This window comes from Mycolicibacterium chitae (assembly GCF_900637205.1).
Taxonomy (GTDB): Bacteria; Actinomycetota; Actinomycetes; order Mycobacteriales; family Mycobacteriaceae; genus Mycobacterium; species Mycobacterium chitae.
Genome location: NZ_LR134355.1, coordinates 508,558 through 525,948, shown reverse-complemented (window position 1 = coordinate 525,948; position 17,391 = coordinate 508,558). Strand labels below are relative to the sequence as shown.

The following is a 17,391-nucleotide window of genomic DNA, read 5'->3' as shown; positions in this document are numbered from 1 at the left end:
TTAGATCGCCTCGAGCGCCTCGATGGACTGCGACGGGGTGACCTGGATGCCGCACTCGTCATTGAGGGCGCGCACGGGCTGCTGGATGGTCCGCAGCTCATCGGCCACATCGGGGTTCTCGGCGAAGTAGGTCTGGTACGAGGCCTGCGCCTGGGCAGCCGGCTGCTTGGCGATGTCGCTGAGGGCGTCATTGACCTCGGTGTTCGATGCCAGGTAGCCGCTCACCGATTGCTGCACCGAGCTCACGGTGCTCGCCACGTCGCTGGCGCTGCAGTTCTCCGGGGCGGCGCTGGCCGTGGGCAGCGCGATCGTAGCGCTGGCGGCGGCACCGAGCAGTCCTCCGGCGAGCATGCCACCGAGTCCGCGGTACACAGTCGTCTTGCTAGCTTTCATGCGTTGCTCCTAACGGTTTCGTGGCTGTCGTTGACGCAGCCACTCCCCAACCCGAAGGTGCAACTACCCGAGGCACGCGGCCGCAAAACACCGCAGCGGGTGATACTGCCGGTTCTCGCCGCTCGAAACTAGGTGTGACCAGCGATTGTTACGCACCAAAGTTTTTCGGACCAATTCGCATCCCCCGCGTGGTGCGCGGTCAACGCTCAGAACTGGTTACAAGTATTGAAGGCCTGCTCGATGGGTCCGAGATACGGCTGATTCGCGGGATGACCTGCCAGCAGATTCGCCATTTGTCGCCGCTGCCCCGGTGGCATACCGAGGAACTGCTGCAGCATCGACATCGCGTCCGCGGAGCCGCTGAGATCCGACGCAGGCCCCGGCCCCTGCGCATTCAAGGCCGCCGTAACCTGCTGATAGCTGCAGGTCGTATTGACCATGGAATCCAGATTCGGAGCGGCGGACGCAATCCCGGTCCCTGCGGTGAGCAACAAACCCAAACCGGCAACCCCCGCCAGTTTGGTCAACGACATTTTGATCATGTGTAGACCTTCCTCCCCTAGGGCGTGTCTGACAAAGGTTTCGGGTGTTATGCCGGAGGCTTGAGGTATGTCGCGGTTTCAGCTGCTTACCGATGTTCAGTGGTCGTTGATCGAGGATCTGCTTCCTGCACGTACGGGTAAGCGGGGCAGACCCTTTCAGGATGCGCGTTCGATGGTGGAAGGCATCATCTATCGGTATCGGTGCGGGATCGCCTGGCGCGACGTGCCGGAGGTGTTCGGGCCGTGGCAGTCGATCTGGACCTGGCATCGACGAATGAGTGCCGACGGCACCTGGGACATGGTGCTGGCTCGGTTGCTGGCCGCCGCCGACGAGGCCGGGATCATCGACTGGGCGGTGTCGGTGGATTCCACGATCGCCCGCGCTCACCAACATGCCACGAACATCACCCGTGACACAGGGGGCTGGGTCGAATTACACAAATCTGGCGAGCGAGCCGCCTGACCACGGCATTGGTCGCTCGCGCGGCGGGCTGACCAGCAAGATCCATCACCTCGTCGACGGCCACGGACGACCGTTGGTGGTGCTCGTGAGCGCCGGCCAGGCAGGCGACGGACCAGTCCTGGAGCATTTGCTCGCCCACCTCAAAGTTGAGCGCTGCGGGCCTGGCCGGCCCCGCACCCGGCCCGATCGCCTGCGCGGAGATAAGGCCTATTCCAGCCGAGCGACCCGGCAGCGGCTGCGCCGACGAGGGATCGTCGCCGTCATTCCCGAACCGTCCGATCAGATCGGCCACCGAAAACGTCGAGGCACCCACGGCGGCCGACCGCCAGCATTCGACGCCGAGGACTACAAGGGCCGCAACGTTGTTGAACGAGGATTCAGCGTCACCAAGCAGTGGCGTGGTCTGGCCACCCGCTACGACAAACTCGCCATCGTCTACCGGGGCGCAGCAGTCCTACGGGCCATCACACTCTGGCTACCGCATTTATCAGACACGGCCTAAGCGCGGGACTCTACTCGCAGTGATCGGAGTTGCCGTCGTTTTCGCAACTGTCCACAGGCAATTCACCGGACCGGAAGACGGCCGGTGATCAAGGCTCTTCGCGCAGAAGTAGCGCACGCGTCACCGACCGCGGCGCCGTCGCCCGCAGCATCGAGCTAGCCGGTCGCTGACGGACCCGTTGCGGCCACCAGAACCAGCGGCCGAGCAGGGCCGCGATCGACGGCGTCATGAGTGCCCGCACCACCAGCGTGTCGAGCAGCAGACCGATACCGATGGTAGATCCCACCTGACCGATGATGCGGAGATCACTGACGACCATCGACATCATGGTGAACGCGAACACCAACCCCGCGGCGGTCACCACCTTGCCGCTGCCCCCCATCGCCCTGATGATGCCGGTGTTGATCCCCGCGCCCATCTCCTCTCTCATGCGGGACACAAGAAGCAGGTTGTAGTCAGACCCCACTGCCAAAAGAACGATCACCGACATTGCGAGCACCAACCAGTGCAGCTCAATCCCGAGGATGTGTTGCCAAACCAGTACTGACAGGCCAAAGGCCGCGCCCAGCGAAATCGCCACAGTGCCAACGATCACCAGGGCGGCGATCAAACTCCGGGTGATGATCAACATGATGCTCAGGATCAGACCCAGCGCGGCGACCCCCGCGATAAGTAGGTCATAGTTGGAGCCATCACGCATATCCTTGAAAGTTGACGCAGTCCCGGCGAGGTAGATCTGGGCGTTCTCCAGCGGAGTCACCTTCAACGCTTCCTCCGCGGCGTCGGAGATGGCCTCCACACGTGCAATCCCCTCCGGTGTTGCCGGGTCGCCGCGGTGCTCGATGAACATACGCATGGTCTTCCCGTCCGGAGAGAAGAACAAGCTCATCGCGCGCTGAAAGTCCTTGTTGTCGAAGATCTCCGGTGGCAGATAGAAGGAGTCGTCATTCTGGGCGGCATCGAAGACCTTTCCCATGGCGGTGGAGTCCGCGCTCACGTCGTCCATCAGCTCGTACATGCCCGACATGGTGCTGTGCATCGTCAACACCATCGTCCGCATACTCTGCATCGAGGCGATGACGCCGGGCAACTCATCGAGCAGCCCGGGCATCAGCTTATTGAGACGATCGAAGTCGGCGACCAGCTCGCGCATCTTCGCGCTGACCTGATCGATACCGTCAATGGAATCGAACAGGGACCTGGTGGACCAGCACAGTGGGATGTTGAAGCAGTGCGGTTCCCAGTAGAGGTAATTGCGGATCGGCCGAAAGAAGTCATCGAAGTTGGCGATGTTGTCGCGCAACTCGTTGGTGAAGTACTCCAGCTCGTGTGTGTCCTTCACCATGGCTTCGGTGGTAGCCGCGAACTTCTGCATCACGCCGTACATGCGCGCCATGATGCCGATCATGACGTCCAAGTCGTCGGCCTGGGTCAGCAGATCGCCCACCCGGTCGCGCTGAAACGGTAGGAGATGAACCTGGCTGGCGCTTTGCAGACTCAGCTGAAACGGTATGGACGTACGAGCGATTGGAGCCCCTTCGGGCCTGGTGACGCTCTGTACGCGGGCGACCCCCGGAACCCCGAAAACACTCTTGGCCAACTTGTTCAAGGTCAGAAAGTCCGCCGGATTACGCATGTCGTGGTCGGCGTCGATCAAGAGAATATCGGGCATCAACCGAGCCGACGGGAAATGGCGTTCGGCGGCGGCTTGGCCGATATTGGCCGGGATGTCCGGAGGCACATACAAGCGGTCGTTGTAACTGGTTGTGTAGGCGGGCAGGGCCAGCAAGCCGATGAGAGCCACGACGCAGGCGGTGGTGAGCACCGGCACGGGCCACCGGACGGTTGCGGTCCCTACCCTGCGCCATCGCCGGACCCTGACCTTCCGTTTGGGGTCAAGTAGTCCGAATCGGCCGCCGACCGCGATGACCGCAGGAATCAAGGTGAGCGCCACGCCCACCGCCGCGAGCATTCCCACGGCGCACGGAACACCCATGGTCTGAAAGTAGGGCAGTCGGGCAAAACTCAGGCAGAAGATCGCCCCGGCGATGGTCAGGCCGGATGCCAGAACGACCTTGGCGACGCTGGCATAGGTGGTGTAGAAAGCCGACTCTCGGTCCTCGCCCGCCTGGCGCGCCTCCTGATAACGGCCGGTGAAGAAGATGCCGTAGTCGGTGCCAACCGCTATCGCCAGGGAGACAAGGAGATTGACAGCGAAGGTGGAGAGACCGATCACCGTGTGATCGCCCAGGACCGCGACCAGACCCCGCGCCACCTGCACCTGTATGCCCACCATGACGAGGATCAGGACGGCGGTGGTGATCGACCGGTAGAACAGCAACAGCATCGTCAAGATGACCACAAGGGTCACCAGGGTGATGCGGATGATGGACTGATCCCCGGCATGGTTCATGTCGGTCACCAATGGGGCCGGCCCCGCCACGTACGCCGCTACCCCCGGCGGGGGGTCCATCGCCTCCACGATGTCGCGCACTGCCTGCACGGATTCGTTGGCCAAGGCTTCGCCCTGGTTCCCAGCGAGATTCAGTTGGACATACACGGCCATGCCATCGGCGCTCTCCACGCCGGACGCCGTCAGGGGATCCCCCCAAAAATCCTGCACATGCTGCACATGCGCCGCGTCGGCCCGCAACTGCCGTACGAGTTCGTCGTAGTAGCGGTGCGCTTCGTCGGCAAGTGGCTGCTGTCCCTCCACAACGATCATCGCGACGCTGTCGGAACTCGACTCCTGGAAGCGATCGCCCATGCGTTGCATCGCTTTCAGTGACGGCGCATCGGTGGGGACCAGCGACACCGAATATTCTCGACCAACTTGTTCCAGCGATGGCACGGCAAAGGTCACGAGACCCACGATCAACAACCACCCCACGATGATGGGGACCGCAAGCCGGTGGACCGTGCGGGCGACGACAGAACGCCGACTGTTCATTGATCGGTCGCGCATGCGGTCCTCGAACTCTCCGAAGTCGCCTTGGTCATCGCCGCGCGGATTCCTCGGGATTCAGCAGGAGTGCTCGGACGAGTGGCCGGGGCCCGGTTGACCGCAGTAATGCGCTTGCCGGCCGCGGGCGGACTCGTAGTGGCCACCAGAACCAGCGTCCAAGCAACGCGGCAATCGATGGGGTCATGAACGCACGGACCACCAGGGTGTCGAACAGCAAACCGATTCCGATGGTAGATCCCACCTGACCGATCGTTCGAACGTCGCTGACCAACATCACCAGCATGGTGGCGGCGAAAACGAGGCCCGCTGACGTCACTACCCGACCCGTCCCGCCCATCGCCCGGATGATGCCGGTGTTGATCCCCGCGCCGACTTCCTCCTTCATCCGAGAGACGAGCAGTAGGTTGTAGTCCGAACCGACCGCCAAGAGGATGATGAGAGCGATCGGGAGGACAATCCAATTCAGTTGGATGCCAAGGATGTGCTGCCAAACCAACACCGATAGCCCGAAGGCTGCCCCCAACGAAAGCGCCACCGTACCGACGATCACCAAGGCGGCGACGAAGCTCCGCATCATGATCAACATGATGCTGAAGATCAGACACAACGCGGCCACACCCGCGATCAGAAGGTCGTACTTGGACCCATCCACCTGATCTTTGGCCATCGCGGCGCTGCCAGTGACGTATACGCTGGCGTTCTCCAAGGGCGTCGCCTTGAGCGCCTCCTCCGCGGCCGTTCGGATCGGCACAACGCGATCGATACCTTCTGGCGTCGCTGGATCTCCTCGCTGCGAGATGAACATCCGAGCCGACTTGCCGTCGGGCGAGATGAACACGTCCATGACTCGTTGGAAGTCGCTGTTCTCAAAGACCTCTGGCGGGAGGTAGAACGAATCGTCGTTCTGGGCCGCATCGAAATCTTTCCCCATCGCGGTGGCGTTATCGCTCATCTCTGCCATCTGGGAAAGTACTCCGGACATCGTGCTGTGCATCGTCAGCATCATCGTGCGCGTACTCTGCATCGTTGCGATCATGGCCGGGAACTGGGCGGCCATCTGCGGCATCAGTGTGTTGAGTTGGTCCAGATTCACCACGAGGTCATGCATTTTCGCGCTGATCTGGTCTACCCCATCGAGCGCTTGAAAGAAGGAGCTCAGCGACCAGCAGATCGGAATGTTGTAACAGTGCGGTTCCCAGTGGAAGTAGTTTCGTAGAGGTCGCCAAAAATCATCGAAGTCGGCGATGTTGTCGCGCAACTCGTTGGTGATGTCCTCGAGTTCGTGCGTATGGCCGACCATGTCGTCGGTTGTTGACACCACCTGCTGCATGGTGGCGTACATGCGCTGCATGATCTCGATGGTCTCGGCCAAGTCGTCGGCCTGTACGAGCAAGTCGTCCATGCGCTCCTGTTGAAACGGCAGAAGCTGGAGCTGACTGGCGCTCGAGGCGCTGAGCATGAACGGTATCGTGGTGTGCTGCAGCGGGGTTCCCTCGGGTCGCGTCGCCGCCTGGACCCGCGAAATGCCCGGCACCGCCAGCACCCCGCGCGCCAACTTGTTCAAGATCAGGAAGTCCACGGGGTTACGCAAGTCGTGGTCCGCTTCGATCATCAGAACCTCGGGTGCCACCATGAGCGACTCCGGGAAATGCCGGTCGGCGGCCGCGTACCCCTCGTTGGCCGGTATGTCATCGGGGAGATACGCCCTGTCGTTGTATCCGGGTACATACGCCGGTAAGGCGAGCAGTCCGATGAGTGAGACCGCCGCGGTCGCAACGAGGATCGGTCCGGGCCATCGCACGATCGCTGTCCCGATACGCCGCCATCGTTGGACCACGACTTTGCGCTTCGGTTCGAACAACCCGAATCTTCCCCCGACCGCGAGCACGGCGGGGATCAGTGTCAACGCCACAGCGACAGCGACCGTCATACCCAAAGCACAAGGAATACCCAGGGTTTGGAAGTAGGGCAGCCGCGTGAAGCTCAAGCACAGAACCGCCCCCGCAATCGTCAGACCGGAGGCCAGGACCACCTTGGCCACACTGCGATAGGTGGTATAGAACGCCGTTTCTCGGTCCTCACCCGCCAGGCGCGCCTCCTGGTATCGCCCGACGAAGAAGATGCCGTAGTCCGTCCCGGCGGCGATCCCGAGTGTCACCAGCAGGTTCACCGCATACGTCGATAGCGCCAGAATCTCCTGATCGCCGAGGAATGCGACCACTCCGCGGGCCACCTGCAACTGGAGCCCCACCATGATCAGCAACAGAATGGCGGTGAAGATCGATCTGTAGAAGAACAGCAACATCGTGAAGATCACCGCGAGGCTGAGGCCCGTGATCAAGATCAGCGTCCGGTTGCCACTCTCACTCAAGTCAGCGATCAGCGCGGTGGGACCGGTGACGTAGACATCGATGCCGGGGGGAGGCGGCGTTTGTTCGACGATGCCTCGGACGGCCTCCAGGGAATTGTTCGCGACCCCCTGTCCGATGTCGCCGGTGAGACTCATTTGCACATACACGGCCTTGCCATCCGCGCTTTGTGCCGCGCCGGCGGTCAACGGGTCGCCCCAGAAGTCCTGAACGTGCTTCACATTGGCGGTATCGGCCCGGAGTTGGCGAATCAGTTCGTCGTAGTAGCGGTGTGCCTCATCGCCGAGGGGCTGCTGTCCCTCCAACACGATCATCGCCGCGCTGTTGGAGTTGGATTCTTCGAAGTTGGCGCCCATCTGTTGCATGGCCCGGAAAGACGGGGCATCTGTGGGAATCATCGAGACGGAGTGCTCCTTCTCGACCTGTTCCAGGGGCGGGACCATCGCACTCAGGAGATAGGCGATGACAAGCCAAGCCAGGATGATCGGTACCGCCAACCGACGAATCCACCGTGCGGCCAGGGGCGGTGCGGTGGCCCGCGAAGGATTGCTCATGCAGCCCTCAGCAAGCAATAGGTAAACGCACTTACCCCCTGCGCGACTCGCTCCTCCTTGACCTCGTCATCCACCGTGATCCGACAACCGATGCTCGCCGCGTCACCCTGGGCGATGATGTTGGCCATCGCAGAGGCCTCGGTGAGGGCGAACGACAACGACCACGGCAAGTCCGCGCCTCGAATGAACTGTGGCTCGGCTTCGACGTCGAAGTAGCTGATGTTGGCGACGGCTCCCGGCGGACCGAAGACCTCGTAAACGATACGTTTAGGGTCATACGCTGGCCGTTCTTCGGTTTCGGTGCCGGCGTAGGTGTCGTTCTTCTCCGCGCCGAAAATGCCGTGAAGTCGTGACACCGTGTAGCCCCCGGCGCCAACAACCGCCAGGATCAGCAGCGGAATCCAGAGCCGCTTCAACACCCCCAAGATTGCGAACCCCCTCGCAGGCGACCTCCCTATCGCCGATTGGGAGCGTAATGCATCGGTGGTGTCCACTCCCCCGAAACGGGATTACGTTTTCACCACGGGCGGCGTCGGTCGCGGTCGATCGACACAGAGTCGCGTCAGTGTTCCCTACATCCATGAGCAAAGAACTCCAGGATGGCCGCGTTGACCGCCCGTGGCCGCTCGAGGAAGCCCAGATGGCCGGTGTCGGCAATCTCTAGGTATTGGCCGTTCGGCAGCGCGTCGGCCACCTCGGCACCGAGGTGCGGGGGCAGCACGAGGTCATCCGCGAACCCGATCACCAAGACCGGTGTGGTGATCGTCCGGTAGGCGTGCAGGCGGTTGGTCTCCGGAACGACGGCGTACTGCGCGCGAACCCCGGGGCCGGCCGTCGCGGGCCACATGGTGAAGGTGTCGATCCAGTCTTGGACGGCCCGGTCATTGTTCAACGTCTTGGGCGAAAAACTGTCCAACAAGCGCAGTTTCGCTGCGTAGGCGTTCGGAAGCTCGATCCCCGCATCGAGCAACTCGCACTCGGCCTTCTGGAAGAAGCGACGCGCCCTGTCGTCGCGCCCCCTGGTGGCCATTACCGCGGCCTGGCTAACGAGATCAGGCCGAACAAGCATCAGTTCCTGAGCGATGTAGGAGCCCATCGAGACGGCCACGATCCGAACGGGGGCGACGTCGAGCTGTTCGATCAGCGCGGCGGTATCGGCCACCATCGTCGCCGTCGTGAAACCGCAGATCCCAGCCGTAGCTCCGACGCCCCTGTTGTCGAAGGTGATGACGCGGTAGCCGGCAGAGCGAAAAGCGGGCCCCTGGTGGACCTCCCAGGTCCGGCCCAACCCACCCTGACCGGCGATGAACAGCACCGGTTCACCATCACCGCTGTCTTCGTATTCAAGGTTCATGCGTCCAGGCGGGCGAACTGGGCACGCCGGTACTGCTCCACGCACTCTGCGCGTCGAACCTTTCCGCTGGTGGTGACGGGGATCGACCCCGGTGGCACGAGGACCAGATCCGCGACGCCGACGCTGTGCGAACTGAATACAGCAGAATTCACGTCGCGCTTGACCATCAAAAGCTTGTCCATGGCTTCCTGGTGTGAATCCCCCCGCTTCTTGACTTCGGCGATCACAACCAGCTTCTCTGCCGTGCCGTCCGGAACCGCGATGGCCGCGCACCGGCCAAAGGTAATTTCCTGGATTGTCGCCTCGATGTCGTCCGGGGAGTGGTTGCGCCCGTACACAATCAACAAGTCCTTGATGCGTCCGACGATGAACAACCCGTCATCGGAGATGAATCCCAGATCCCCGGTCCGCAACCAGGGGCCCTCGGGTGTCCCGTTGTTGTACGCGGCCAGAGTCGCGCCGAACGTCGTTGCCGTCTCCGTCGGCTTCTGCCAATAACCGGCCGCAACGTTGTCACCGTGCACCCAGATCTCGCCGACAGTTCCTGCCGGACATTCCGCCCGCGTTTCCGGATCCACAATGCGAATCACCGGCGCGCTCGGAATCCCATAGCTGACCAGCGGCGTACCGGACCCGTTCTCAGACCGCTGGGCCCGCCCCGTTGTCAATGGCTCGGAATCGAATCGCACGATGTCCGGTGGTTGCTCGGCGGGTGCGGTCGCCACGTACACCGTGGCCTCCGCGAGCCCATACGACGGGCGAAGCACCTCTTCGCGCAAGTTGAACGAGGCAAATCGCTGAGTGAAACGTCGCAGCGTCGCCGGATGGACCCGCTCGGCGCCGGTGATGATGACAAGCACGTCCGCAAGATCCAACCCGGCCATGTCGTCGTCCGAGGTCTTTCGCACAGCCAGTTCGAACGCGAAGTTCGGCGCAGCGGTGTAGGTGCGGCCGTGACACGCCAACAGCTGCATCCACCGGGCCGGGCGCTGTAGGAACGCCAGCGGGCTCATGAGCACCGCCGGGACACCGGCCAGCACCGGCCCACAGACTCCGAGGTAGAGCCCCATGTCGTGATAGAACGGCAGCCAGGACACGATGGTGCCTCCGGGAGGGATGACGTTCCCGTAATGGGCGAAGTAGCCCGCCATCAACTGCTCGAAGTTGGCCATCAGGTTTCGATGCGACATCATCACACCGGCAGGCCGGCGGGTCGATCCGGAGGTGTACTGCAAATAGGCAGTGTCGGTGGGTGTTCCAGCGGTGACCACACGCCCCGCCGGGCCATCGAGATCGACTGAGTCCAACACCACGATCGAGGCACCGGACCCCGGGGGGACGTACTCGGCGACCGTGTCCGCCACCGCGGTCGTTGTCAAGATCACGGACGGCAACGCGTCGCTCAAGACCGAACTGACCCTCTCATCACTGACACCACCCAGCGGGGCTGACAACGGGACGGCTATTCGGCCTGCTTGAAGGGCGCCGAAGAAGCCCACGATGTAATCCAGCCCTTGCGGCGCCAAGATCACGGCGCGGTCCCCCGCAGATCCGAGATCCTGAAGGTGTCGAGCAAGGTTCAGCACACGCCGATACAGCTGCGCATACGTCAGAGTCTCCGCGACTCCGGCCCAGTCATGGTCGTAGTCGACGAACGTGACCGCTGGATCGTCCCCCTGCAGCCCGGCGCGTTCGCACAGCAAAGTCAGAATAGTTGTCTCCCCCACGAGCACCAGTATCGCGCGCGCTGCGTTCGTAGGGGCGGAAAGTGGAGCAACTGATTGCCCGGTTTTCAAGACAACGAGGCCAGCGTGAACCTACGGTAGAAGTCTGTGACTGCCCGCAATCTGCGCTGAAGTCGGGGGAAGCACGTAAATGACTTCAGCGTAGCTATTCGGCTCACACCAGGGGGAAGCGCACCACGCACGGCCAAGCCGCCTCGTGGTGCGCTGTGAGGAGGGCTCATGACTCTGTCCGGCACTTCGCATGTCTTGCGAAAGGCACGCGCCACACCGGTGACCCCGGTCGCTGTCATCGGCATGGCCTGTCGATTGCCCGGCGGTATCGACACTCCCGAGCGAATGTGGGAAGCCCTGCTGGCGGGGAAGGACCTGGTCACGGAGGTTCCGCGCGATCGCTGGGACCCGGAGGAGTTCTACGACCCGGAACCCGGGGTTCCCGGCAGGTCGGTCTCCAAATGGGGAGCCTTCCTCGATGATGTGGCCGGATTCGATCCAGATTTCTTCGGGATCAACGAACGGGAAGCCACAGCGAGTGACCCGCAGCATCGGTTGCTTCTGGAAACCTCCTGGGAGGCAATGGAACACGCCGGCATCCCACCGCACGCCGTATCGGAATCGCTGACCGGCGTTTTCATGGGTTTGACGCACGCCGATTACCAGTTGTTGGCCGCCGACGCACATGCGATCGAAGGTCCGTATGGCTTCTCCGGCAACAACTTCAGCATGGCTTCGGGTCGAATCGCGTACGCACTCGGCGTGCATGGCCCCGCGCTTACCGTGGATACCGCCTGCTCTTCGGGCTTGAGCGCGATCCATCTGGCTTGTCGAAGCCTGCACGAGAGCGAGAGCGACCTGGCCCTCGCCGGCGGAGTCGCACTTGCCTTGGATCCTCGCAAATGGGCCGCGGGTTCCGCCGAGGGGATGTTGTCGGCCACGGGACGCTGCCGCACATTTGACGTAGCGGCAGACGGTTTCGTACCCGGTGAAGGGTGCGTCGTGGTGCTGCTCAAGCGCTTGCCGGACGCATTGCACGACGGAGATCGGATTTTGGCGATCATACGTGGCACGGCGACCAACCAAGACGGCCACACCGTCAACATCGCCACGCCCTCGGTCGACGCGCAAACCTCCGCCTACCGAGGAGCACTCGCGGTGGCCGGGGTGGACGCCGGCAGCATCGGCATGGTGGAGACCCATGGCACCGGTACCGCCACCGGAGATCCGATCGAATATTCCAGTCTTGCTGCGGTATACGGGATCAATCGCCCTTGCGGGTTGGCTGCCTCGAAGACCAACTTCGGCCATACCCAATCGGCCGCGGGGGCGCTGGGCCTGATGAAGGCGGTGCTCGCACTTCAACACGGCGTTATTCCACGAAATCTGCACTTCAACCGGTTGCCCGATGCGATGGCACAGATCGAGACGAATCTGTTCGTACCGCTCGATAACACGCCGTGGCCGCAGTCTCACCACGGGCCACGACGCGCGGCGGTGTCGTCGTATGGCGTGTCAGGGACGAACGTGCATGCGATCGTGGAGCAAGCGCCAGACGAGGCGAACAGGGGTACCCGCCGTAACGGCACCCCGCCGACTGCCGCAGCCCTGGTGTTCCCGCTGTCCTCGACATCAGCCGACGGACTGCGCAGTACCGCAGGCCGATTGGCCGACTGGGCAGACAATCACGATGAAGTGGAATTGTCTGATCTCGGCTACACGCTGGCACGTCGGCGCGCGCACCGACCAGTACGAACCGCCGTGCTCGCTAGGAATCGGGACGAGCTGACTGCAGCGCTGCTGCGGGTGGCTACCGAAGACACGCCCTACCAGCCCGCCGTCGGTTATGACGACCGAGACCCCGTGTGGGTGTTCTCTGGACAGGGATCGCAATGGGCGTCGATGGGCAGCGAATTGCTCTCCACCGAAGCGGTATTCGCCGACACCGTCGCGCAGATCGAACCGCTGATTGTCAGCGAGTCCGGGTTCTCGGTGACCGAAGCACTGTCCGCACCGCACGTCGTGACCGGCCAAGACCTCATCCAACCGGCACTGTTCACAATGCAGGTCGCCCTCGCCGCGTCCCTCAGAACTTGCGGCGTCCGCCCCGGCGCGGTCATCGGTCACTCACTCGGCGAGGCCGCCGCCGCTGTCGTAGCCGGGGCGCTCTCGCTCGAGGACGGCGTGGCGTTGGTCTGCCGACGATCGCGGCTGATGTCCGGCATCGCGGGCCAGGGTGCCACGGCGACAGTGGAACTGCCGGCGAAAGAGGTTCTCTCGGAGCTGACGGCCCGCGGCATCGACGACGTAGTGGTGGCAGTCGTGGCAGCACCCCGGTCCACCGTGATCGCCGGTGGTGCACAAACGGTTCGAGAGATGGTTGCGGGCTGGGAGCAACGCGGGATCATTGCCCGGTTGATCCCCGTGGACGTCGCGTTTCATTCCCCGCAGGTCGAGCCGGTCGTCGACGAGCTGGCGACAGCCCTCTCCGGCCTCACGCCCATGACCCCCGAGGTGCCGTTCTATTCGGCGACTCTGTTCGATCCGCGCGAGGAACCGGTGTGCGATGCCTCGTACTGGGTTACGAACATGCGACGCATGGTGCGATTCGCAACGGCAGTTCAGGCCGCGTTGGAGGACGGGCATCGCGTCTTCGCCGAACTCGCCCCCCATCCGCTTCTCACCTATGCGATCAAGCAAACCGCTCAAAGCCGCGACGTTCCTGTTGCGGCTCTGGCCCCGATGCGCCGCGACCAATCACTGCCATATGGACTCCACGGCTTCGTCGCGGATCTGCACAGTGCCGGTGCGCATGTCGATTTCTCGGTGCTCTACCCGGACGGTCAGCTCGTCGACGCACCGTTACCCACGTGGACACACCGTCGCCTCTGGTTGAGTAGCGACCGTCAGGAAGCGCCTACGCATGGCGGTTCCAGCGTCGCGGTCCACCCGTTGCTCGGTCAGCATGTGCACCTACAGGAAGAGCCAGAACGCCACGTTTGGCAGGCCGACATCGGCCTCGCTAGCCAGCCCTGGCTCGTCGACCACCAAATCCGCGATGTAGCGGTACTTCCTGGGGCCGCCTTCTGCGAGATGGCGCTCGCGGCCGGCACCGCAGTAACCGGTCAGCGTGCGGAGGTGCGAGACATGTGCTTCGAGGAAGCACTGTTGCTGGACGCGCACACCACGGTTGGTTGCAGCGCGACGTTGCCGGAGCCGGGAGTCATTCAGTTCACCGTCGACACCCAATCGGAGGGCGCGCCCCGTCGACATGCAAAAGCCACACTGCACATGACCGACGACCTTCCGCCGGAATATGACATGGCCGCGTTGCGCGCAGCACATCCCGATCGGGAAGACGGCAATGCGGTCCGTGAGCGAGTAGGCCGACGCGGCCTTCAGTACGGACCGGCGTTCACAGGATTGAGCGCGGTCTACACCGGCGATGGGTCATCGGTGCTCGCCGAAGTCGCGCTGCCGCGTTCCATCCGTTCCCAACAGGACGCTTACGGTGTCCATCCAGCATTGTTGGACGCCTGCTTCCAATCCGTCGAGGCCCATCCCTCCGTCCAGGCGGCAGGTGACACACTGGGTTTGCCATTGGGTGTGGGACGAGTTTGCGCATACGGAACGGCACGCAACGCGCACTACTGCCACACCCGGATCACCCGCCTCGATGCCACCGGGATCGAGGCCGATATCGACGTGCTCGATGAACACGGAACGGTGCTGCTCGCAGTGCACGGACTGCGGCTGGGCGCAGGATCCGAACAGGCGCGACGCGACCGGGTGCTGGGCGAAAGGCTGCTCACAGTCCAATGGCAGCACCGCGAGTTACCGGAGGTGGAGTATGACGAGCCCGGAAGCTGGCTGGCCATCAGCGCCACCGCGGAACCGATGTCGGCGAAGCTGGCCAAGACCCTTGAAGAACACGGCGCCGAATGCGAGCTCATTCATTGGCCTTTGGACGCCGACCACACCCACAACGCCGAGCAGCTGAGACACCGTCTCCGCGCCGGGGGGCTCACCGGCGTGGTGATCCTGGCAGGGATCAAGAACGGCCATCCCGAGGACCAGACCCCGCAGCTGGGGTGCGAATACGTGCGGCATCTGGTCCATGTCACCCGCGAGTTGCCCGAGGTCCAGGGAGAGCCGCCTCGCTTGTATGTCGTCACCCGCAACGCCGAGACCGTGGTGGCCGGAGACGCGGTGAACCTGGAACAGGCCGAGTTACGGGGCTTGATCCGGGTGATCGGCACCGAACACCCGCATCTGACCGCTACCCAGATCGATCTGGATGAGGCTACCGACGCCGACGCTGTCGTCCGGCAGCTGCTCAGCGGTTCCAACGAGGACGAGACCGCCTGGCGCAATAGCCGTTGGTACACCGCACGGCTGTGTCCCGCACCGCTACTCCCCGAAGATCGCCGTACCAGAATTGCCGACCATCAGCGCGATCGGATGCGCTTGCAGATCCGTACTCCCGGGGACCTCGGGTCCATGGAACTCGTCTACTGCGACCGTCGGCCGCCTAGCCAAGGACAGATCGAGGTTGCCGTCAACGCTTCGAGCGTGAACTTCGCCGATGTTCTGGTTGCATTTGGCCGCTACCCTGCCTTCGACGGCCGTCTACCCCAACTGGGCATCGATTTCGCCGGTGTGGTCACCGCCGTCGGACCGGATGTGACAGACCACAAGGTGGGCGATCGGGTGGCAGGCCTGTCGGCCGACGGCACTTGGGGAACGTTCCTCACCTGCGATGCAGGGCTGGCCGTCACCATCCCCTCCGGTCTCAGCGATGCGCAGGCCGCTGCGTTGACCATCGCCACTGCCACAGCCCATTACGGCCTGACAGAGATGGCCGGCATCAGCGCGGGTGACAAGGTTCTGATCCACTCGGCGACAGGAGGTGTCGGCCAGGCCGCGGTGGGTATCGCCCGGAATGCCGGCGCCGAGATCTACGCCACCGCCGGCAGCGAACAGCGCCGGCAACTCCTGCGAGACATGGGGATCGAGCATGTCTACGACTCGCGCAGCCTGGACTTCGCCAGCCAGATTCGTCGTGACACCGAGGGGTACGGCCTGGACATAGTGCTCAATTCGGTGACCGGCGCAGCCCAGCGCGCCGGCCTCGAACTGCTCGCGTTCGGGGGGCGGTTCGTCGAAATCGGGAAGCGCGATATCTACGGCGACACCAAGCTGGGACTGTTCCCGTTCCGCCGCAACCTGTCGTTCTACGCTGTCGACCTCGCCCTGATGTCCTACAGCCATCCGCATCGGCTTCAAAGGTTGCTGTCCACGGTCTACCGGTTGGCTGCAGACGGAACTCTGCCGATGCCCGAGTTCACCACCCACCCACTTGCCGACGCGGCCAACGCGATTCGAATGATGGGAGGTGCACAGCACACCGGCAAGCTCGTGCTCGACATCCCACATACCGGCTCCAGCCGCCTGGTCGTCCCGCCTGCGGGAGTCCAGGTGTTTCGTGACGACGGCGCCTACATCGTCACGGGTGGTCTCGGAGGCCTGGGACTCTTCGTGGCAGAAAAGATGGCAGCCGGCGGTTGTGGACGTATCGTGTTGTCCTCGCGCTCGCTGCCCAACTCGCAGACATTGGCAACAATCGAGCGTATCCGTGCGACCGGCGCCGACGTCGTCGTGGAATGTGGGGATATCGCCGACGCCGCCACCGCGCACCGACTGGTGGCGGTCGCGACTGCCGGTGGTCTCCCGGTTCGCGGCGTGTTGCATGCAGCGGGAGTGATCGAGGATGCCGCACTGACCAACATCACCGACGGCCTGATCGAGCGCGATTGGGCACCAAAGGTGTACGGGGCATGGAATCTGCACAGCGCCACCGTCGATCAGCCGTTGGACTGGTTCTGTGCGTTCTCGTCGGCGGCCGCGCTGGTGGGCTCTCCTGGGCAGGGCGCGTATGCCGCTGCCAACAGCTGGCTGGACGCCTTCAGCTCGTGGCGACGGTCCCACGGCCTACCCGCCACCACGATCGCATGGGGAGCCTGGAACCAAATCGGTCGAGGTACCGAACTGGCCGAAAGTACCGGCACGGGCATCGTTCCCGACGACGGGGCCTACGCCTTCGAGACGCTGCTGCGGCACGACCGCACCTATGCCGGATACGCGCCCATCACGGACGCTCCCTGGTTGTCCGCGTTCGCCGAGCGCAGTCCGTTCGCCGAGGCGTTCCGCTCGACCGGCCAACATTCGAACGGAACCAGCAAGTTGCGGGCTGAGCTCAGCGAACTTCCCACCGAGGAGTGGCCGGTACGGCTGCAACATGTGATCGCCGAACAGGTCGGTTTGATACTTCGACGCAGCGTTGATCCCAACCGGCCGCTGTCTGAGTACGGGATCGATTCGTTGAGCGCGCTGGAACTGCGTACTCGGATCGAAGCCGAGACCGGCGTGCGGCTTTCGGCCAACGGAATGACCACCGTCCACGATCTAGCCGGGCTGCTGTGCGAAAAGCTGGCGCCTGCGGAAGCTAGCTGA

General features: G+C 63.3%; 9 protein-coding genes. 2 read left to right on the top strand and 7 right to left on the bottom strand.

Translation table 11 applies throughout. The features are described 5' to 3' along the window. Positions 1–393 carry a hemophore-related protein gene (locus EL338_RS02410; protein WP_126332277.1) on the bottom strand — a complete coding sequence of 131 codons (393 nt, stop codon included), beginning with the start codon at positions 391–393 and terminating at the stop codon, positions 1–3. A 206-nt stretch (positions 394–599) separates the two neighbouring features. Beyond that, positions 600–935 carry a hemophore-related protein gene (locus EL338_RS02405; RefSeq protein WP_126332276.1) on the bottom strand — a complete coding sequence of 112 codons (336 nt, stop codon included), beginning with the start codon at positions 933–935 and terminating at the stop codon, positions 600–602. A gap of 67 nt (positions 936–1,002) precedes the next feature. Between EL338_RS02405 and EL338_RS02400 the strand changes: the two genes are divergently transcribed. Beyond that, positions 1,003–1,900 (top strand): IS5 family transposase gene (locus tag EL338_RS02400; RefSeq protein WP_410431126.1). Its coding sequence is split into 2 segments (ribosomal slippage): positions 1,003–1,349 and positions 1,348–1,900, totalling 900 coding nucleotides; the frame shifts between segments, so codons are not numbered across the junction. An 88-nt stretch (positions 1,901–1,988) separates the two neighbouring features. Here EL338_RS02400 and EL338_RS02395 read toward each other — a convergent pair. From EL338_RS02395 to EL338_RS02375, 5 genes are all read right to left on the bottom strand, one after another. Then, a complete protein-coding gene (locus EL338_RS02395) occupies positions 1,989–4,865 on the bottom strand; it encodes an MMPL/RND family transporter (RefSeq protein ID WP_126332274.1) in 2,877 nt (958 codons plus the stop codon). Positions 4,866–4,896: 31 nt separating this feature from the next. Beyond that, complete coding sequence (locus EL338_RS02390) at positions 4,897–7,788, bottom strand: MMPL/RND family transporter (protein ID WP_126332273.1); 2,892 nt, start codon at positions 7,786–7,788, stop codon at positions 4,897–4,899. Continuing rightward, on the bottom strand, positions 7,785–8,204 hold the full coding sequence (locus tag EL338_RS02385) for an MmpS family transport accessory protein (protein WP_126336629.1): 420 nt from the start codon (positions 8,202–8,204) through the stop codon (positions 7,785–7,787). The genes EL338_RS02390 and EL338_RS02385 overlap by 4 nt, the downstream gene beginning before the upstream one ends. Before the next feature lie 146 nt (positions 8,205–8,350). Continuing rightward, positions 8,351–9,142: an alpha/beta fold hydrolase gene (locus EL338_RS02380; protein ID WP_126336628.1), complete on the bottom strand. Its 792-nt coding sequence runs from the start codon at positions 9,140–9,142 to the stop codon at positions 8,351–8,353. Next, on the bottom strand, positions 9,139–10,869 hold the full coding sequence (locus tag EL338_RS02375) for an AMP-binding protein (RefSeq protein WP_126332272.1): 1,731 nt from the start codon (positions 10,867–10,869) through the stop codon (positions 9,139–9,141). Before EL338_RS02375 ends, EL338_RS02380 begins: the two co-directional genes overlap by 4 nt. A gap of 237 nt (positions 10,870–11,106) precedes the next feature. On the opposite strand from EL338_RS02375, the gene pks2 reads away from it, so the two are divergent. Further along, positions 11,107–17,391, top strand: coding sequence for a sulfolipid-1 biosynthesis phthioceranic/hydroxyphthioceranic acid synthase (gene pks2 / locus EL338_RS02370; protein WP_126332271.1), 6,285 nt, complete (start codon positions 11,107–11,109; stop codon positions 17,389–17,391).